This is a genomic window from Thalassovita aquimarina (assembly GCF_018219815.1).
Taxonomy (GTDB): domain Bacteria; phylum Pseudomonadota; class Alphaproteobacteria; order Rhodobacterales; family Rhodobacteraceae; genus Thalassobius; species Thalassobius aquimarinus.
In genome coordinates this window covers 137,169-156,193 of record NZ_JADMKU010000005.1, presented here as the reverse complement: position 1 = coordinate 156,193, position 19,025 = coordinate 137,169, and the positions used below count along the sequence as shown (strand labels likewise).

The 19,025-nt window shown below is 63.9% G+C and carries 17 protein-coding genes; 13 read left to right on the top strand and 4 right to left on the bottom strand.

The genetic code is table 11. The annotated features are described in order from the left end of the window. Positions 1-57: 57 nt before the first annotated feature. Positions 58-303, top strand: coding sequence for an accessory factor UbiK family protein (locus tag IT775_RS07830; RefSeq protein ID WP_212700529.1), 246 nt, complete (start codon positions 58-60; stop codon positions 301-303). Between the two features lie 117 nt (positions 304-420). On the opposite strand, the gene IT775_RS07825 is transcribed toward IT775_RS07830, so the two are convergent. Beyond that, the gene (locus IT775_RS07825) at positions 421-846 is read right to left on the bottom strand and encodes a c-type cytochrome (protein ID WP_212700528.1); all 426 of its coding nucleotides are present in this window, start codon (positions 844-846) and stop codon (positions 421-423) included. A gap of 394 nt (positions 847-1,240) precedes the next feature. Here IT775_RS07825 and IT775_RS07820 point away from each other — a divergent pair, with 394 nt between their 5' ends. From IT775_RS07820 to IT775_RS07800, 5 genes are all read left to right on the top strand, one after another. Then, the gene (locus IT775_RS07820; protein ID WP_212700527.1) at positions 1,241-1,741 is read left to right on the top strand and encodes a type III secretion system chaperone family protein; all 501 of its coding nucleotides are present in this window, start codon (positions 1,241-1,243) and stop codon (positions 1,739-1,741) included. Positions 1,742-1,781: 40 nt separating this feature from the next. Further along, positions 1,782-2,597, top strand: coding sequence for a pyrroline-5-carboxylate reductase (proC, locus tag IT775_RS07815; RefSeq protein ID WP_212700526.1), 816 nt, complete (start codon positions 1,782-1,784; stop codon positions 2,595-2,597). After that, the gene (locus IT775_RS07810; RefSeq protein ID WP_212700525.1) at positions 2,590-2,928 is read left to right on the top strand and encodes a tRNA-binding protein; all 339 of its coding nucleotides are present in this window, start codon (positions 2,590-2,592) and stop codon (positions 2,926-2,928) included. The genes proC and IT775_RS07810 overlap by 8 nt, the downstream gene beginning before the upstream one ends. 23 nt (positions 2,929-2,951) lie before the next feature. Further along, positions 2,952-3,887, top strand: a complete 936-nt coding sequence (locus IT775_RS07805; protein WP_212700673.1) for a 2-hydroxyacid dehydrogenase — start codon at positions 2,952-2,954, stop codon at positions 3,885-3,887. A gap of 82 nt (positions 3,888-3,969) precedes the next feature. Beyond that, the gene (locus IT775_RS07800; protein ID WP_212700524.1) at positions 3,970-5,091 is read left to right on the top strand and encodes a beta-ketoacyl-ACP synthase III; all 1,122 of its coding nucleotides are present in this window, start codon (positions 3,970-3,972) and stop codon (positions 5,089-5,091) included. Between the two features lie 57 nt (positions 5,092-5,148). Here IT775_RS07800 and IT775_RS07795 read toward each other — a convergent pair whose 3' ends face one another. Then, on the bottom strand, positions 5,149-5,730 hold the full coding sequence (locus IT775_RS07795) for a thymidine kinase (RefSeq protein WP_212700523.1): 582 nt from the start codon (positions 5,728-5,730) through the stop codon (positions 5,149-5,151). 79 nt (positions 5,731-5,809) lie between these two features. Here IT775_RS07795 and IT775_RS07790 point away from each other — a divergent pair, with 79 nt between their 5' ends. Next, complete coding sequence (locus tag IT775_RS07790; protein WP_212700522.1) at positions 5,810-6,889, top strand: helix-turn-helix transcriptional regulator; 1,080 nt, start codon at positions 5,810-5,812, stop codon at positions 6,887-6,889. Between the two features lie 381 nt (positions 6,890-7,270). On the opposite strand, the gene carB is transcribed toward IT775_RS07790, so the two are convergent. After that, a complete protein-coding gene (gene carB / locus IT775_RS07785; RefSeq protein ID WP_212700521.1) occupies positions 7,271-10,600 on the bottom strand; it encodes a carbamoyl-phosphate synthase large subunit in 3,330 nt (1,109 codons plus the stop codon). Between the two features lie 206 nt (positions 10,601-10,806). Here carB and IT775_RS07780 point away from each other — a divergent pair, with 206 nt between their 5' ends. The 6 genes from IT775_RS07780 (at position 10,807) to IT775_RS07755 (ending at position 18,181) form a co-directional block, all read left to right on the top strand. Further along, positions 10,807-11,928, top strand: coding sequence for an aminodeoxychorismate synthase component I (locus IT775_RS07780; RefSeq protein WP_212700672.1), 1,122 nt, complete (start codon positions 10,807-10,809; stop codon positions 11,926-11,928). Further along, complete coding sequence (locus IT775_RS07775) at positions 11,919-12,530, top strand: aminotransferase class IV family protein (protein WP_373051211.1); 612 nt, start codon at positions 11,919-11,921, stop codon at positions 12,528-12,530. Before IT775_RS07780 ends, IT775_RS07775 begins: the two co-directional genes overlap by 10 nt. A 208-nt stretch (positions 12,531-12,738) precedes the next feature. Beyond that, positions 12,739-14,514 (top strand): aspartate--tRNA ligase, encoded by a 1,776-nt coding sequence (gene aspS, locus IT775_RS07770; RefSeq protein WP_212700519.1) that lies wholly within the window; start codon positions 12,739-12,741, stop codon positions 14,512-14,514. A gap of 222 nt (positions 14,515-14,736) precedes the next feature. After that, positions 14,737-16,137, top strand: coding sequence for a DUF1800 domain-containing protein (locus IT775_RS07765; protein ID WP_212700518.1), 1,401 nt, complete (start codon positions 14,737-14,739; stop codon positions 16,135-16,137). A gap of 10 nt (positions 16,138-16,147) precedes the next feature. Next, positions 16,148-17,398 (top strand): DUF1501 domain-containing protein, encoded by a 1,251-nt coding sequence (locus IT775_RS07760; protein ID WP_212700517.1) that lies wholly within the window; start codon positions 16,148-16,150, stop codon positions 17,396-17,398. A 69-nt stretch (positions 17,399-17,467) separates the two neighbouring features. Beyond that, positions 17,468-18,181: a GNAT family N-acetyltransferase gene (locus IT775_RS07755; RefSeq protein WP_212700516.1), complete on the top strand. Its 714-nt coding sequence runs from the start codon at positions 17,468-17,470 to the stop codon at positions 18,179-18,181. Here the strand turns inward: IT775_RS07755 and IT775_RS07750 are convergent. Next, positions 18,164-18,892 (bottom strand): response regulator transcription factor, encoded by a 729-nt coding sequence (locus tag IT775_RS07750; protein ID WP_212700515.1) that lies wholly within the window; start codon positions 18,890-18,892, stop codon positions 18,164-18,166. The two genes, IT775_RS07755 and IT775_RS07750, sit on opposite strands and share 18 nt — an antisense overlap. Positions 18,893-19,025: the final 133 nt, after the last annotated feature.

Here is a 19,025-nt window from a genome sequence, read left to right as displayed (position 1 = left end):
TTGTGAACTTCTGCGATGCAGCCCATATAGGGGGCAAGTGTAACGGTGGAGAGCCACATGCAGACGCGCAACAAATTTTTTGACGATATGTCGCAGTTGATGACCAACGCGATGGGCGTGGCACAGGGCGCCAAGGATGAAGCGGAAAACGCCGCGAAAAGCCTTGTCGATCGCTGGCTGGCCGACCGCGATTTCGTCACCCGCGAAGAATTCGAGGCCGTCCGCGCGATGGCGCAGAAGGCGCGGGAAGAAAACGACGCGCTGAAGGCGCGAATCGAAGCGCTGGAAAAAGCTGCGGACTAAGGTCGCCGGGTCGGCGAACGGTCCGGCCGGACATATTGCCGGGGCCGTCTCTGATGACGGCCCCGGCGTGAGGCTCAGGCGCGTGACCGCGCATGCAACGGGATCGGCGGCCTTCGCCTACTTGGCTTGCACCGAGGCGAGATAGTCGATCAGCGCGAGTATTCGCGTGTGCACATACATTTCCGTGTCAGCGGGCGAAAAGTCGCCGTCGGGGTCGTTGGCGACCCGTTTCCTGTAGCGGTTGCCCCAAAGCGGCATGTCGCGGCCATGCACGTCGACCTGGGCGCTGCCGTCGATCACCGCGTAGACGCTGGCGAAAGGAAATACGCCGTCATTGTTTTGCTGCAGCATCGTCAGGTCCGGCGGAACGTTGCGCAGAAACGATGTAACCGGCCCATCGCCCTTGGCGTCCATGCCGTGACACTGGGCGCAGCTGTTCTGATATTCGAATTCCCCGAGCGACATGCCGGCGGCATTAGCGGAGCCGGCAATGCCCAGGCCAATCGAAAACAGGGCAACCCACCGTGTAAAACTTTTCGTCATATTTCCTCTCCCAATAAACGCGTGCGGTTCTCGGGCGGAGTAAATTTCTAACGGCCCTCCCGGCCCTTGGCACGCGCAAATTTCTTAACCCAGATGATTTTCCTTAACCTTGCGTCAGGTCAAAGAATCTCTGGGGAAAACCCGGTTGGCAGGATTCGCGGGTGACGCGAAAATCCTCATTTTTTCGGGATGCGGCTTTGCCTCAATATTCGGCGGATAGGTGTAATCCATCCACAACTTATTGCGGTTATCCCCAAAATTTAGCTTTACAGCCAATCTTTAGAGGCCCACCATATCTAGTAAGGACGGGGGACACGTCCCCGATCCTTAGAGCAGGCAACAAGCGCTTGGGGCGCTGCCACGCCCCGGAGTCGAGCAGAAAAGAGGTGGCGTCATGGCTTTGTCCGAGCAGTTCATGCAGGAAGATCTTCACCCCATCGACATCGTCGAATACATCGCCGTGCATCATCAGTGGGATTTTGACCGGATCGGCGATGACCAGATTTCCATGTCGGTCGATGGTCAGTGGCGCACCTATACATTGACGCTGGCCTGGTCGGCCTATGACGAAACGCTGCGGTTGATCTGTACCTTCGAAATGGAACCGCCCAAGGATCGTGTCCCGGCGGTTTACGAGACGTTGAACGCGATCAACGACCAATGCTGGGCCGGATCGTTCACCTTCTGGGCCGAACAGGACCTGATGGTTTATCGCTACGGTCTGGTGCTGGCGGGCGGGCAGGAAGCCTGCGCCGAACAGATCGACACCATGATCAACGCCGCGGTGCTGAGCGCCGAACGCTACTACCCGGCGATTCAGCTGGTCGTGTGGGGCAACCGCACCACCGACGACGCAATGCAGGTCGCCATTGCAGAGGCCTACGGCCGCGCGTAAACCTTCCCCCGAACCGGAAACAACGGGCAAGGGGTATGACATGAATATGGATCACGTCGCCGATGGCGGGCTGGTGCTGCTGGGCTGTGGCAAGATGGGGTCGGCGATGCTGGCCGGCTGGTTGAACCAGGGGTTGCCGACCGGGTCCGTCTGGGTCATCGATCCGAACCCGTCCGAGTGGCTTCGCTCCACCGGAGTAAATATCAACGCCGATCTGCCCGAAAACCCCGCCGTGGTGCTGGTCGCGGTGAAGCCGCAGATGATGGGCGATGCGTTGCCGGTGCTGGCGGCGATGGGCAATGGTGAAACGGTTTTCGTGTCGGTCGCCGCGGGCACCCCGATTGCGAAATTCGAAGAGGTGCTGGGGAATCGGACCCCGATCGTGCGGGCGATGCCCAACACCCCCGCCGCCGTCGGCCGCGGCATCACCGCGATCATCGGCAATGCGCATGTGTCGGGCGAGGCTCTCGACATGGCCGAAGGATTGCTGAGCGCGGTCGGCCAGGTGGTGCGGCTGGAGGGCGAAGACCAGATGGACGCGGTGACAGGTGTCTCCGGGTCCGGCCCGGCCTATGTGTTCCACCTGATCGAAACGCTTGCCGCTGCGGGTGAAGCGCAGGGCCTGTCGGCGGACCTGGCGATGCGGCTGGCCAAGGCGACGGTTGCCGGGGCCGGGGCGCTGGCGGAACAAGCCGAGGAAGACCCGGCGCAGCTGCGCGTCAACGTCACCAGCCCGAACGGCACCACCCAGGCGGCGCTGGAAGTGCTGATGGACGAGGAAACCGGTTTCCCGGTGCTGCTGCGGCGCGCCGTCAAGGCGGGGGCCGACCGGTCGAGGGAGCTCGCCAATGGCTGAGATCAGCTTCGACGACTTCATGAAGGTCGATATCCGGGTGGGCCGCGTGGTGCGGGCCGAACCCTATCCGGAAGCGCGTAGACCCGCGATCAAGATGTGGATCGATTTCGGGGATGAGATCGGCGAGAAAAAGACCTCGGCCCAGGTGACGGCGCATTACACGCCCGAAAGCCTGACCGGCAAGCATGTGATGGCGGTGGTCAATTTCCCGCCGCGCCAGATCGGCAAGTTCATGTCCGAGGTTCTGGTGCTGGGCCTGCCCGACACCAAGGGCGACATCGTTCTGCTGTCGCCCGATCAGGACGTTCCCTTGGGCGGGAGGATGCATTGAGGCGCAAGAATCCCAGGGTGCTGATTACCCGTCCGATGCCGGCGCAGGTGGTGGCGCGGGCCGAAGAGCTGTTCGATGTCGAGCATCGTGCCAGCAACACGCCGATGAGCGCGTCCGAAATGCGCTCGGCGCTGGCGCTCTACGATGGCATGATGCCGACGTTGGGGGATCGGTTTTCCGCCGAGATCTTCGCCGAGTTCGGCCGCCCGCGTTGCCGTATGCTGGCGAATTTCGGGGTCGGTGTCGACCATATCGACGTCGCGGCGGCGGCGGATCACGGGGTGACGGTGACGAATACCCCCGGCGCCGTGACCGATGCCACCGCCGATATCGCGATGACTCTGCTTTTGATGAGCGCGCGGCGCGCGGCCGAAGGTGAACGGTTGGTGCGATCGGGGCAGTGGCAGGGCTGGCATCCTACCCAGTTTCTGGGTCTGCATGTCAGCGGCAAGACCGTCGGCATCATCGGCATGGGCCGGATCGGCGAGGCCATCGCGCGGCGGTGCCATCACGGCTTCGGGATGGAGGTTCTTTACACCAACCGGTCGGAAAAGGCGGTGGATTTTCCTGCCCATCAGGTGAGCCTCGAGGAACTGGCGCGGCGTTCCGATTTCATCGTGATCGCTGTGCCCGGCGGGCCGGAAACGATGTATTTGATCGGGGCTGATTTTCTGGCCGCCATGCAGGAACACGCGCATCTGATCAACATCGCCCGCGGCAACGTGGTGGATGAAACCGCGTTGACCGAGGCGCTGCGGGAGGGCCGGATCGGTGGTGCCGGGCTGGATGTCTACGAATTCGAACCCGAGGTGCCCGAGGCGCTGCGCGGGCTCTCCAACGTCACGCTGTTGCCGCATCTGGGCACCGCCGCGTTGGAAGTGCGCACAGGGATGGGGATGATGGCACTGGGCAATCTGCAGGCCTTCTTTGCCGGGGAAACGCCGCCGAACAGGGTTTGATTCCGGCACTTTCCCCTGCGGTAAGGGTTGACGCTGCAACCTGTCTGGGATGTTCTGGACACCTCGTTTTCTGGGGGGTCAGATGCATATTCCTGCGATCACCGGGACCGGGGTTTTTACCCCGCCGGAAATCATCACCAACGAAGAACTGGTCGAGGCGTTCAACGCCTATGTTGACCTTTACAACGCCGAAAACGCCGAGGCGATCGCGGCGGGCGAGGTCGCGGCGAAGGAGTATTCCTCGCCCGAGTTCATCTTCAAGGCCTCGGGCATCGAACAGCGCTACGTGCTGGAAAAGGAAGGCATCCTGGATCCGACCCGGATGTATCCCCGGTTCCGCCAGCGCAGCGACGACGAGCCCGGCATCATGACCGAAATCGCGGTGAAGGCCTGCAAGACCGCCCTGGAACAGGCGGGCCGCAGCGGTGAAGACATCGATTTGGTGATCTGCGCTGCGTCGAACATGGAACGGGCCTATCCGGCGGTGGCGATCGAGATACAGAAGGAACTGGGCGCAGGCGGCTTTGCCTTCGACATGAACGTCGCCTGTTCCTCGGCCACCTTCGGCATTCAGGCCGCCGCCGACATGATCCGCGTCGGATCGGTGCGCCGCGCCATAGTGGTCAATCCCGAGATCACCAGCGGTCACCTGGAATGGCGCGACCGCGATTGCCATTTCATCTTCGGCGACGTGGCCACGGCGACGGTTCTGGAACGCGCCGACGAGGCGAAGGGCGATCACTGGATCGTGCGTTCGACCCGTTGCGCGACGCAGTTTTCCAACAACATCCGCAACAACAACGGTTTCCTGCGCCGCAACCGTCCTGACGGGGTGAAGGACCGCCGCGACATGCAGTTCATGCAGAACGGCCGCAAGGTGTTCAAGGAAGTGGTGCCGATGGTGTCGGCCCATGTTCAGAACCACATGGCGGACGAGGGCGTGATGCCGGGCGATCTGCGCCGGATGTGGCTGCATCAGGCCAACAAGAGCATGAACGATTTCATCGGCCGCAAGGTGCTGGGGCGCGAACCGGAACCGGGCGAACAGCCCAATATCCTGCAGGATTACGCCAACACGTCCTCGGCCGGGTCGATCATCGCCTTCTCGAAGAATTCCGAGGACATGAGGCAGGGCGATATCGGTCTGATCTGTTCCTTCGGTGCCGGTTATTCGGTCGGGTCGGTGATCGTCGAACGCGCATAAGCTGCCGTCCGCTCATCAGGAAGTCATGCCCGGAACAAGGCCGAAGGCCGACGGGCCTTACTGGTGGCCCACCGCGTCGCGCCAATGGCGGCGGCACAGCGACACATAGGTTTCGTTGCCGCCGATCTGCACCTGCGCGCCTTCCTTCAGCGCGGTGCCGTCCGGCCCCATCCGCACCACCATCGTGGCCTTCTTGCCGCAATGGCAGATGGTGCGCACTTCGCGCATTTCATCGGCCAGCGCCAGCAGCGCGGCCGATCCGGGAAACAATTCGCCGCGGAAATCGACCCTGAGCCCGTAGCACATCACCGGCACGTTCAGGTCGTCCACCACCCGGGCCAGTTGCCAGACCTGATCCTTGTCCAGGAACTGCGATTCGTCGATGAAGATGCAGGCAATGGGGCCGTCCTGCAGCCGTTCGGCCACCCTGGCGTAAAGATCATCGCCGGCGTTGAAGGTATCGGCGTCGCAGTCGATACCGATACGCGATGCCACCTTGCCGCTTCCGGCGCGGTTGTCGAAACCGGCGGTCAGCACGTAGGTGTTCATGCCGCGTTCGCGGTAGTTGTAGGACGCCTGCAAAAGCACGGTCGATTTGCCGGCATTCATGGTCGAATAGTGAAAGTAGAGCTTAGCCATGGCCGCATCTATCGCCGCGCGCGCGCAGAAGGCAAGAGGCTGAAAACCATTCCCGGCGCTCGCGGGGAAGCGGTCGGCGATGACGCCCGTCTATCGGTTCGCAGCGGCGCGCGGCTATCAAAACGGCGAGATTATTGTTAAGTTATTCAAGGCGGCGCCCTTCCCGGATCGGAATCGGGAAGACCCCGAGGGCGTGCCGGTCGAAGCGGGATTGTGGTTGAAAACAGAAAGCGGGTCATTGGGACAGGGTTCGGATACGCCATCGAGACGGGAACTTCTGGGCGCGGAGCGTTTCACGCCGCCGCTGTTGCATGAATTCCTATGCGATGTCGAAGACACCCGCCATTCGGTCGAGGTCTGGGACCGGCTGGTTCAGCTTGGTCGCCAGCTGGACCTGCCCTTCATCGATTTCGTCACCGTCAGTTCGTCCTCGGAAGGACAGCAGCGGCTTTTCGTGCGCACTTCCTACGATGCCCGCTGGCTGAATCAGGAAAACGAAGACCCCGAGAACATGGAGTGGTCCTATTTTCGCAGCCACGCGTCGAAACATCTGACGCCGATCCTGATCGGATACGAATTCATCGACGACTACCTGCACCTGCCGCAACGCCGGGTCGAGGTGCTGCGCGAAGCGGCCCGCCGCGGCATGCGGTCGGGGTTTTCGGTGCCGTTGCGGGTGAATGCGCCGCCGCAATCGGGGATCATCAACTTTTCCGGCGATCATGCGCGGCGCGACATGCTGGCGATCGTCAGGGCGCATGGCTGGACGCTGAACGTGGCCGCGCTGATCGCGCATCAGCGCTATATGGCGCATTTCGTTTCGGAATATTTCGACCGCAACCAGATCAGCGACAAGCAGCGCGAATTGCTGGAACTGATCGGGCGCGGACTGCAGGACAAGCAGATCGCCGCAGATCTGGGCATTTCGGTGTCGGCCCTGCGCCAGCGCCTGCACAGCCTGATGGCCAAGACCGGCTGTGGCAACCGGGCTGAAATCGCCGCCCTCGCGATGAGCGCGGGCATGGTGCCGGAATTGCAGGGGATGCGCGAAGCGGCCGGCGATGACCAAATTGTGGTGCATATGGATGGCCTTGGCGTCAGTTATCTGACGGTGTCGCGACGGGCGGTGAAATCGACGGGAAGATCCAAGCAGAGTTGAACAAAATAGAGGGCTCCCGCTGTAGGAGCCCCCGAATTTTTGAAAAGACTTTCAGAATGTACCTATCAAATACACAGGCTGGTCAGGTTGCCGCGAGCGATCACGGTACGGACTTGGGGATGGTTCTTGTCCTAAACCGACCTACCTCTAAAGGATAGGATCGCGCAGGGGCTTCTGTCTTGGCAAAAGCGCGGAACTTGCGGCAGGAGACCCTGTCAAAATCTATAGGTTCTTAGCTGGCGCCTGTATTTTATTGCAGGCGCTCGCATGTCCCTTCCCGCGCGAAGCGGCATCGGCTACCCGAGGGATCGGGATTTTTCGAATCAAATTGTTGCGGCTTGTTGATCCGCCCGCCGGTTCGGCGGGCGGATCGGCAAGATCTCAGCCCTGCAGGCTCATCACCCCGAAATCACCCTCGGTGCGGGCCTTGATCGCCTGCGCTGCGGCCTGGGCGCCGGCGGCGGTGGTGAAATAGGGGATCTTGTCATAGAGCGCGACCGAGCGGATTTCGCGGCTGTCCGCCACCGCCTGGGCGCCTTCGGTGGTGTTCAGCACCAGCGAAATCTGCCCGTCCTTCAGCATGTCGACGATGTTCGGGCGGCCTTCGTACACCTTGTTCACGGTGTCGCAGGCGATGCCGTTTTCCGACAGCCAGGCGGCGGTGCCGCGGGTCGCGACGATGGTGAAGCCCTGATCGATCAGGGTTTGGGCGGCTTCGACCATCAGCGCGGTCTTGTCGTCATCCTTGATCGAGATGAAGACCTTGCCACCCGAGGGCAGGTCGGTGCCCGCGCCCAGCTGCGCCTTGAGGAAGGCCAGCGGGAAAGAGGTGTCCCAGCCCATCACTTCGCCGGTCGACCGCATTTCCGGCCCGAGAATGGTGTCGACGCCGGGGAAGCGGGCGAAGGGCAGCACCGCTTCCTTCACGCTGAACCAGGGCATGTTGGGATCGGCCAGCGTCAGCGGGTCGGCCATCGGCAGGGTGCCGGGCTTGGCATCCTTGGGATATTCGCCGCGGAACGGGAAGTTTTCCATCGGTTCGCCCGCCATCAGGCGCGCCGCGATCGACGCGATCGCGCTGTCGGTGGCCTTGGCGACGAAGGGCACGGTCCGCGAAGCGCGCGGGTTCACCTCGATCAGGTAGATCTCGCCGTCCTTGACCGCGAACTGCACGTTCATCAGCCCGACGACACCCAGAGACAGCGCCAGCGCTTCGGTCTGGCGCTTGATCTCGGTGATGATGTCCTGCGGCAGCGAATAGGGCGGCAGCGAACAGGCGCTGTCGCCCGAATGCACGCCCGCTTCCTCGATATGCTGCATGATGCCAGCCACATGCACGGTCTTGCCGTCGGACAGGGCATCGACGTCGCATTCGATTGCGCCGCTGAGGTAGCTGTCGAGCAGCACCGGGCTGTCGCCCGACACCACCACGGCCTCGTTGATGTAGCGCTCCAGTTGCGCCATGTCGCGGACGATTTCCATCGCCCGGCCGCCCAGCACGTATGACGGGCGGATCACCAGCGGGAAGCCGATATCCTCGGCGATCTTCAGCGCTTCGGCGTCCGACGACGCGATGCCGTTATGCGGCTGCTTCAGGTTCAGCTTGTTGACCAGCTGCTGGAACCGTTCGCGGTCCTCGGCCAGGTCGATCGCGTCGGGCGAGGTGCCGAGGATCGGGATACCTTCCTCATAGAGCGCATTGGCCAGTTTCAGCGGGGTCTGGCCGCCGAACTGCACGATGACGCCGTGCAGGGTGCCGTTTTGCAGTTCGACCCGCAGGATTTCCATCACGTGTTCGAACGTCAGCGGTTCGAAATACAGCCGGTCCGACGTGTCGTAGTCGGTCGACACGGTTTCGGGGTTGCAGTTGATCATGATGGTTTCATAGCCCGCGTCGGTCAGCGCGAAACAGGCGTGACAGCAGCAGTAATCGAACTCGATCCCCTGACCGATCCGGTTCGGGCCGCCGCCGAGGATCACCACTTTCTTGCGATCCGAGGGACGCGCTTCGCATTCCACTTCGCCCATCGCCGGGGTTTCATAGGTCGAATACATGTAGGGAGTCTGGGCCTCGAATTCGGCGGCGCAGGTGTCGATCCGCTTGAATACGGCGGTGACGCCGAGGTTCTGGCGGGCGCGGCGGATATTGGCTTCGGTCCGGCCGGTCAGATCGGCCAGGCGGGCGTCGGAGAATCCCAGCATCTTCAGCTTGCGCAGACCGTCCTCGGTGACCGGCAGGCCGTCCTTCTTGACCACTTCCTCGGCTTCGACGATTTCACGGATGCGGGCCAGGAACCACGGGTCGAACATGGTGACCGCATGGATTTCGTCATCGGTCAGCCCGTGGCGCATCGCCTGTGCGATGGTGCGCATCCGGTCCGGGGTCTGGCGACTGATCGCCTTGATCACCGCGGCCTTGTCGGGGGCGCCTTCGATTTCCACCTCGTCGAAACCGGTCAGACCCGATTCCATCGATGATAGCGCCTTTTGCAGCGATTCATGGATGGTACGACCGATCGCCATCGCCTCGCCCACCGATTTCATCGCGGTGGTCAGGTGGGGTTCGGAGCCGGGGAATTTTTCGAAGGCGAATTTCGGGATCTTGGTGACGACATAGTCGATGGTCGGCTCGAACGACGCCGGGGTCACCTTGGTGATGTCGTTATCCAGCTCGTCCAGCGTGTAGCCGATCGCCAGCTTCGCGGCGATCTTGGCGATCGGGAAACCGGTCGCCTTCGATGCCAGCGCCGAAGACCGCGACACCCGCGGGTTCATTTCGATCACCACCATGCGGCCGTCGGCCGGGTTGACCGCCCATTGCACGTTCGACCCACCGGTTTCGACGCCAATCTCGCGCAGCACGGCGATCGAGCCGTTGCGCATGATCTGGTATTCCTTGTCGGTCAGGGTCAGCGCCGGGGCGACGGTGATGGAATCACCGGTATGCACGCCCATCGGATCGACGTTTTCGATGGCGCATACGATGATGGCGTTGTCGGCCTTGTCGCGCACGACCTCCATCTCGTATTCCTTCCAGCCCAGCAGGCTTTCGTCGACAAGGATCTGGTTCACCGGCGACGCGTCCATGCCGGTGCGGCAATAATGGATGTAGTCTTCGCGGTTATAGGCCACGCCGCCGCCGGTGCCGCCGAGGGTGAAGGCGGGACGGATGATCGCCGGCAGGCCGATCTCTTCCAGTTCGTCCAGCGCCAGCTGCACGCCGGCTTCCAGATCGGCATCGCCGCTGGCTTTCTTCGGCGCGGTGATGATGGTGGCCTTGGGGTTTTCCAGCCCGATCCGGTCCATCGCTTCTCGGAACAGCTTGCGGTCCTCGGCCATTTCGATGGCGTCGCGGTTGGCGCCGATCAGTTCCACGCCGAACTTTTCCAGCACCCCCATGTCGGCCAGCGCCAGCGAGGTGTTCAGCCCGGTCTGCCCGCCCATGGTGGGCAGCAACGCGTCGGGGCGTTCCTTTTCGATGATCTTGGCGACCACCTCGGGCGTGATCGGCTCGATATAGGTCGCATCCGCGAGGCCGGGATCGGTCATGATCGTGGCAGGGTTCGAGTTGACCAGGATGACGCGGTAGCCTTCTTCGCGAAGGGCCTTGCAGGCCTGGGCGCCGGAATAGTCGAATTCGCAGGCCTGGCCGATGACGATGGGCCCGGCCCCGATGATCATGATCGAGGAGATATCGGTTCTTTTGGGCATGGCGGACCTCTTTTTTATTTTGCGGGCAGCAGCGGGCAGGGGCGTGACTCGCCCCGCGCAAATTGTTGCGGGTTATAGACAACGGCGGGCAAGGCGCAAGGGGCTTCAGCAAACATCTGCGTCCTGAGCCCAAGGAAGTCTGTCAAAAGCGGAAGAATCCCGTATCTACGGGGCAAGGAGAACCAATAATGAGTGCGAAGGCGCGGATGAAGGTCAGATTCGATCACGGCCCCGAAGGGCGCGCCGCATGGTTCGATACCCCCCGGGCGGTGATTGTCGCGCAGGAACCGCAGGAGGTGGAAGACGCGCTGGCGGCGCTGGACGCCGCGCGGCGAAGCGGGTTGTGGCTTGCGGGCTATGCCAGCTACGAACTGGGATATGCGCTGGAAGACCGGCTGAAGCCGCGTTTGCCATCCGGGCGTGGGGTGCCGTTGCTGGCCTTCGGTCTCTACGACGGGCCCGGGGAGGCCGGTCCGGTTGCCGCGGCGGGCGTGCTGGACAACCTGCGGCCACGCTGGGATGCGGCGCGCTATGGCGACAGGTTCCGGCTGCTGCATGATCTGATCGGCGCGGGGGACATCTATCAGGCTAACCTGTCCTTTCCGATCGATGCCGACGTCCACGGCGACGCCTTGGGCATTTACGGCGCACTGGCGGCGCGGCAGGCCGTGGGACATGGCGCGCTGGTGCTGCAGGACGGATACCCGGCGATCCTGTCGCGTTCGCCCGAACTGTTCTTCCGCACCGATGCCCAGGGCATGCTCGAAGCCCGGCCGATGAAGGGCACCCAGCCGCGCGGCGCGGATCCGGCCGAAGACGCCCGTTTGCGCGACTTCCTGGCGCGGGACGCGAAGAACCGGGCGGAAAACCTGATGATCGTGGACCTGCTGCGCAACGACATTTCCCGCATCGCTGCGCCGGGATCGGTGCAGGTGCCTGAACTGTTCCGGGTGGAAAGCTATGCGACCGTGCATCAGATGGTGTCCCGGGTGCAGGCAAAGCTGGCCGACGGTGTGCGGCTGAGCGACATATTCCGGGCGCTGTTTCCCTGTGGGTCGATCACCGGGGCGCCCAAGCTGCGGGCGATGGAGATTCTGCACGATCTCGAACCTTGGCCGCGCGACGCCTATTGCGGCAGCATCGGCTGGGCCGCGCCGGACGGGCGGTCGGAATTCAGCGTGGCCATCCGCACGGTGATGGTCGAGGGCGGCAAGGCGGTCCTGAATGTCGGCGGCGGCGTCGTCTGGGACAGCACCGTCGGATCGGAATACGAGGAAGCGCTATGGAAAGCCCGGTTCGCCGACCTTCCGGTGATGACTTGCGCCTGATCGAAACCTTCGGCTGGCAGCCCGGTCACGGCGCGCTGCGGTTGGATCGCCATCTAGAAAGGATGCGGCGCAGCGCCGCTGAGCTGGGTTTCGCCTTTGACCGGGACCGGGCGCTGGAAACGGTTGCGGGGCTGGAGGCGCCGGTGCCGCAACGCTGCCGGCTGACGCTGGGCCGGGATGGCGGGATGGAACTGACCTTGACGCCGCTGGGTGAAACGCCGGGGCAGTGGCGGGTAATGGTCGCGCAGACGCGTCTTGACCCGAACGATCCGTGGTTGCGCCACAAGACCACCAGGCGCGCCCTGTACGACCGGACCCGCGCGGCGTTGCCCGGCGGGATCGACGAAGCGCTGTTCGTCAATTCCCGCGGCGAACTGTGCGAGGGCACGATCAGCAACCTGTTCCTGACCCGGCAGGATGGTAGGGTTCTGACCCCGGCGCTGAGCTGCGGCGTGCTGCCCGGGGTGCTGCGGCAGGAGATGCTGGAGCGCGGCGCCGCGCATGAAGCGGTGCTGACGCTGGAGGATCTGCGATGTGCGCGGGCGCTGCATCTGGGCAACGCGCTGCGCGGGCTGATCGCGGCGCGGCTGGTCGACGGGTGAGGGATCGCCGGGCTGAAAACCGGCCTGCCTCGTTCCCTTGCCGTGGCCCGGTTTGCACGCCGCTTTGGTCTTTTTTCTCTGGAATGACGGGCTCGCCGCCGCAGTTTGGGCCTCTGCCTCTTGACATCCGGCCTTCACCCCGTTGTATCGGCGCGGATGAATTCCGTGCGCGTTGGCGCACCGACGATGCCTGATGAAAGGTCGAACCATGCACACTTTCCGCAGCCAAACCTGCGCCGAACTGAACAAGTCCCATGTGGGCGAAACCGTCCGCCTGTCGGGTTGGGTCCATCGGGTCCGCGACCATGGCGGCGTGTTGTTCATCGATTTGCGCGACCATTACGGCGTGACCCAGGTGCTGTGCGATCCCGACAGCCCGGTTTTCGCCGAGATGGAAAAGGTCCGCTCCGAATGGTGTATCCGCATCGACGGCACCGTGAAGGCGCGCGACGAAAGCCTGATCAATCCCAAGCTGCCCACCGGCGAGATCGAAGTCTATGTCCGCGACCTGGAAGTGCTGGGCGCGGCCGATGAATTGCCGCTGATGGTGTTCGGCGATCAGGAATACCCGGAAGAAACCCGGCTGAAGTACCGCTTCCTCGACCTGCGCCGCGAAGTGATGCAGGACAATATGAAGCTGCGCTCGGACGTGATCATGTCGATGCGCAAGCGGATGTGGGATCAGGGCTTCCGCGAATACCAGACCCCGATCATCACCGCGTCGAGCCCCGAGGGCGCGCGCGACTTCCTTGTGCCGTCGCGTCTGCACCCGGGCAAGTTCTATGCACTGCCGCAGGCGCCGCAGCAGTTCAAGCAGCTGATGATGGTCGCGGGCTTCGACAAGTATTTCCAGATCGCGCCGTGCTTCCGCGACGAAGACCCGCGCGCCGACCGCTCGCCCACCGATTTCTACCAGCTCGACATGGAAATGAGCTTCGTCACCCAGCAGGACGTGTTCGACACGATCCAGCCGGTGCTGCAGGGCGTGTTCGAGGAATTCGGCGGCGGCCGCAAGGTCGACCGCGAATGGCCGCAGATTCCCCACGCCGACGCCGCGCTGTGGTACGGCACCGACAAGCCCGACCTGCGCAACCCGATCAAGATGCAGGTCGTGTCGGACCATTTCCGCGACTCAGGCTTCGCGATCTTCGCCAAGCTGCTGGAGCAGGAAGGTACCGAGATTCGCGCCATCCCCGCGCCGACGGGGGGCAGCCGCAAGTTCTGTGACCGGATGAACAAGTTCGCCCAGCAGGAAGGTCTGCCGGGCATGGGCTACATCTTCTGGCGCGATCAGGGAGAGGGCATGGAAGCCGCAGGGCCGCTGGCCAAGAACATCGGCCCGGAACGGACCGAGGCGATCCGCCAGCAACTGGGCCTTGGTGTTGGCGACGCGGCCTTCTTCCTCGGCGGCAAGCCGAAGGCGTTCGAAGCCGTCGCGGGCCGCGCCCGCAACGTGATCGGCGAAGAACTGGGCCTGATCGACAAGGACCGTTTCGCATTCGCATGGATCGTCGATTTCCCGATCTTCCAGCTGGACGAAGAAAACGGCGGCCTGGACTTCGACCACAACCCGTTCTCGATGCCGCAGGGCGGTCTCGACGCGCTGCTGGGCGATCCGCTGCACGTGAAGGGCTACCAGTACGACCTGGCCTGTAACGGCTACGAACTGGTGTCTGGCGCGATCCGGAACCACAAGCCGGAAATCATGTTCAAGGCGTTCGAACTGGCCGGTTACGGCAAGGACGAGGTGATGAAGCGCTTCGGCGGCATGGTCAACGCGTTCCAATACGGCGCCCCGCCGCACGGTGGCTGCGCCGCCGGCGTCGACCGCATCGTGATGCTGCTGGCGGACGAGGCGAACATCCGCGAAGTTGTGATGTTCCCGATGAACCAGCGCGCCGAGGACCTGATGATGAACGCCCCCAGCGATCCGACCTCGGACCAGCTGATGGAACTGGGCCTGCGGGTCATCCCGCAGGAATGATCCGACCCACATCGAATGAGAAAGCCGGCGGCGATTGTCCGCCGGCTTTTTTGTTGGAAACGGCTGGCCGCAGTCTTCACCGGGGCAGCATCCGTCGCTTTCAAAGCGTTTTCGCCGTACCGAGCGAAGAGTCGCTGGGCGTCCATTCGATAAAAACGAATAAGATGAAATGCCCCATCGATTGCACTATCTTCAGCGCATGCAACAGGCGGAGGCTACCCGGTGACGTTCGATCCCATTCTGGCGGAAAAACGCTTCGGCTACGGCCTGTCGCCCCGCGTCGCGCCGCCGGAAACCGTCGCCGATATGCTGCTGCGGCTGCGCGGGCCCGACACGATTGCCGCGCGCTTCCCGGTCGAGCCGTTTTCGGTCTTCCGCGCCCGCATGCTGGAAGGCGCCAGGTTGCGCAAGGAGCTCAAGAAGCTGCGCGGCACCGAAGCGGGCGAGGCGGTGAGGAAGGACTACCAGCTGCTTAAGAAGGCCGCGCGCGAGGAACATCGCCGCTGGCTGGCCCTGTCGCTGATCCGGCGGGCCTGGACCGGGGACGGGTTCCGCGAAAGGCTCGCCGCCTTCTGGGCCGATCACTTCACCGCACAGGGCAAGGCGGGGCTGCTGAAGCGCGCCACATCGCCCTATATCGAAGACGCGATCCGGCCGCACCTGTCGGGGCGGTTTGCCGATCTTCTCTACGCGGTGACGACAAGCCCGCTGATGCTGCATTACCTGGATCAGGGAAATTCAATGGGACCGGACAGCCCCAAGGCGCAAAGAGTCGGTGCCAGGGCGGGGCTGAACGAAAACCTCGCGCGGGAATTGCTGGAACTGCATACGCTGGGCGTTGGCGGTCCCTATACGCAGACAGATGTCAGGCAGTTGGCCGAACTGCTGACCGGGCTGGCCTACAACGCAAAACAGGGGATGAAATTCCGCAAGGAGTTCGCCGAACCCGGGGCCGAAACCGTGCTGGGCAAAAGCTATGGCGGCGGCAAACCCGGACTGCACGACATTCGCGCCGTCTTGGAGGATCTGGCGGCACATCCGGCCACAGCCGCGCATATCGCGCGCAAACTGGCGGTGCATTTCGTGTCCGACACGCCCGATCCCGATTTGGTACGGACCTTGAGCGAACGCTACCGCGACACCGGCGGCGACCTGGCGCAGGTCTATGAGGCTCTGCTGACCCATCCGGCGGCGTGGCGGCCGGAGCTGACCAACATCAAGCTGCCCGACGAATTCATCGCCTCGGCTATGCGCGCCCTGGCGATTGATCCGCAGGTGTTCACCGGAATCGCGGACGGGCGCAAACATGAAAAGCTGGTGGCGCGGCTGTTCCTGCGGCCGCTCAGGCTGATGGGGCAACCGTGGCAGATGCCGCTGGGCCCGGACGGATGGGCCGAAGAGGACACGACCTGGTTGACGCCGCAGGGATTGACCGCGCGGATCGACTGGGCCTTGTCGGCGCCCGCGAAGATGCGCAAACCGCTGCCCGACCCTCGGACCTTCGTCACCGAGGCACTGGGCCGCGACGCGCCCGAGGCGGTGCGTTTCGCGGCCAAGGCGGCCGAAAACAGGCGCGAGGGGATCGCCCTGATCCTCACCTCCCCCGCCTTTCAACGTAAATGAGGCCCGACCGATGAGCGACACAATGTTTACCCGCCGCGGTTTCCTGACCCGTTCCGCCATCCTGGGCTGTTCGGCGGCGGCCAGCCCTCTGCTGACCCCGGTCAGCCTGGCTTCGGCGCCGTGGGACAATCGGCTGGTGGTGATCATCCTGCGCGGCGCGATGGATGGGCTCGACGTGGTGCAGCCTTATGGCGACCCGGGTCTCGCAGGATTGCGGCGCACCCTGGCGCTGCGGCCGGACGCGGGGGCGCTGGATCTGGACGGGTACTTCGCACTGCACCCGGCGCTGGCGCCGCTGTACCCGCTGTGGCAGGCGAACGATCTGGGCTTTGTCCACGCGGTTTCCACCCCGTATCGCGACAAGCGCAGCCATTTCGACGGTCAGGACCTGCTGGAGGCGGGCACTGTCACACTTGGCCCCGCGTCGGGGCGCGATGGCTGGCTGAACCGGTTGCTGCAGACGCAGCCCGGAATGTCGGCCGAAACCGCCTATGCGATCGGGCATGACAACATGCTTCTGCTGTCGGGCGACGTCCCGGTGGCGAACTGGTCGCCCGACGTGGCCCTGAAGCTCAGCCCGCAGGGCGCGCGGCTCGCCGAGCTGGTAATGCATGACGACCCGCTGTTCCGTGATGCCTTTGCAGAGGCGCAGATGCTGTCGGGATCGATGCAGGCGATGGCGGCAGAGGAGATGGCGGCAACGGGCGACATGCAGGGCATGGCCGGAATGTCGGCCCCGGCGCAGGGGCAGGCGAAGGGCAAGCCGAAGGGGATCAAACTGATCGCCGAGTTCACCGCCAAGCGGCTGCGGGCCGATACGCGCATCGCCTCTTTTTCGATTGGCGGCTGGGATACCCATAATGGCCAGGAACGGACCTTGCCGCGAGCCTTGGATCAACTGGCGCAGGCGATCCTAACCCTGAAGGCGGAACTGGGCCCGCATTGGAAGAAGACCGCGGTTCTGGCGATGACCGAATTCGGCCGCACGGTGAGGGAAAACGGGACCAAGGGCACAGATCACGGTACCGGCGGCGCGATGCTGCTGGCCGGCGGCGCGGTGCGTGGCGGCCGTGTTTACGGACAGTGGCCGGGCCTGGCCGAGGCCGATCTTTATCAGCGCCGCGACCTGATGCCGACCGGCGACGTGCGAGCCTATGCCGGCTGGGCGATGCGCGGGCTGTTTGGGTTGGACCGGGCGGTGGTCGAACAGGCGGTGTTCCCGGGGCTCGACATGGGGAGCGATCCGAAGCTGCTGCGATAGTGGAATGATCTCTTTTCTTTCGCTTCGGTCTCGCGCTAGCGTCGCCCCGGCTGGAAAGAGGAACACGACATGACCGAACAGCGCAAACTGGGCGAAGCGGTCCCGGATTGGAAACCCTGCCCGGCGCCGTTGGGTACGGTGCTTGAAGGACGCTATGCGCGGCTGGAACCTCTGTCGGCGGAGCGGCACGCGGCACTGTTGTTCCGCGCCTTCGAAGACCATGACGCGGTGTGGGATTACATGGGCTACGGCCCGTTCCATTCGGCGGCGGCCTATCACCGCTGGGTGCGGGAGATGGAGGCGGGCGACGATCCGCTGTTCTATGCGATCCAGGATGTCGAGGCGGCCGCGTTCGGCGGCGTCGCCAGCTTCCTGCGGATCACCCCGGCGATGGGGGTGATCGAACTGGGCCATATCAACCTGTCGCCGTCGCTGCAGAAAACCCGCGCCGCCACTGAAGCGTTTTTCTTGATGATGCAATGGGCGTTCGACAACGGCTATCGCCGGTTCGAATGGAAATGCGACGCCCGCAACATGGGATCGCGCCGCGCGGCGCAGCGGCTGGGATTGAGCTTCGAGGGCGTGTTCCGCCAGCACATGATCGTCAAGGGCCGCAACCGCGACACCGCGTGGTTCTCTGCAACCGACAAGGATTGGCCGGCTTTGGCCGAAGCGTTCCGGGTCTGGCTGTCGCCGGGCAATTTCGACGCCGATGGGCGGCAGGTCGAAAGCCTGAGCGACCTGACCGCGCTGGTCCGGGTCGCGTCAGACCCGGGGCTCTGACCCAGTCGTGCCGTTCAGTCGGTCCTGCACCAGCCCGGCGATCTGCGCCAGCTGGGCGCGGCAGGCCCGGCGTTGCATCCGGGCGATGGTCAACGCCTCGCCCGCCAATTGCAGCGCGTGATCGCCGGCGCTGCGGGCGACGCCGGTGAGGAACTGGGCGAGGTAGTCCAGCCCCTTGCCCTCGGGGGCGTTCCGCAGCAGGTCGGCGACACGGATCAGGTCTTCGCGATAGCTCAGCATGTCGGGCCGGATCACGTCGTCATTGACGATGCGCGGGACCATCGGGCGGCTGGGTTCAGGCAGGTGCGACAGGATCAGTTCCTGGAAATTCGCCAGGCTGGTCACCGGCTTGGGCAGGAACCCGTCGGCCCCGGCCTTGATCGCCGTTCCGTCCGCCGTGTCGTCGCCGCTGGTGCCGAGGATGATGCCAATGCGGGGACTGGCCCGGTGCAGCCGGGCGATCAGCTGCGTTCCGTCACCATCTGGCAGGCCCAGATCGACGATGATCACCGAGGGGCGGTAGAGATCCAGATGCCGCCCCGCCGCCGCCAGGCCGTCAGCCGTTCGAATCCGCGCACCGCTGCGCTGCGCCATCAGCCGCAACGCGTCGCGGGCGTAGCGGCTGTCCTCGACCGCCAGAAGCGTCAACCCCAGAAGAGGCCGGACAGGATTGGGAAAGCTGGCCGATTGGAAAAGATCGCGGTCGTCCATTCTGCAGTCCTCCGTGCGGAAAGGCGGATCAGAATGACGCTGCGTCGGCTAAGGCTGCGTTAACGGGCGGGTCCCTCTGCGGCCGCCTGACGCTTGCGTCGTGGCGCGGCAGCCCGCATAAGGGCTGCAAGCA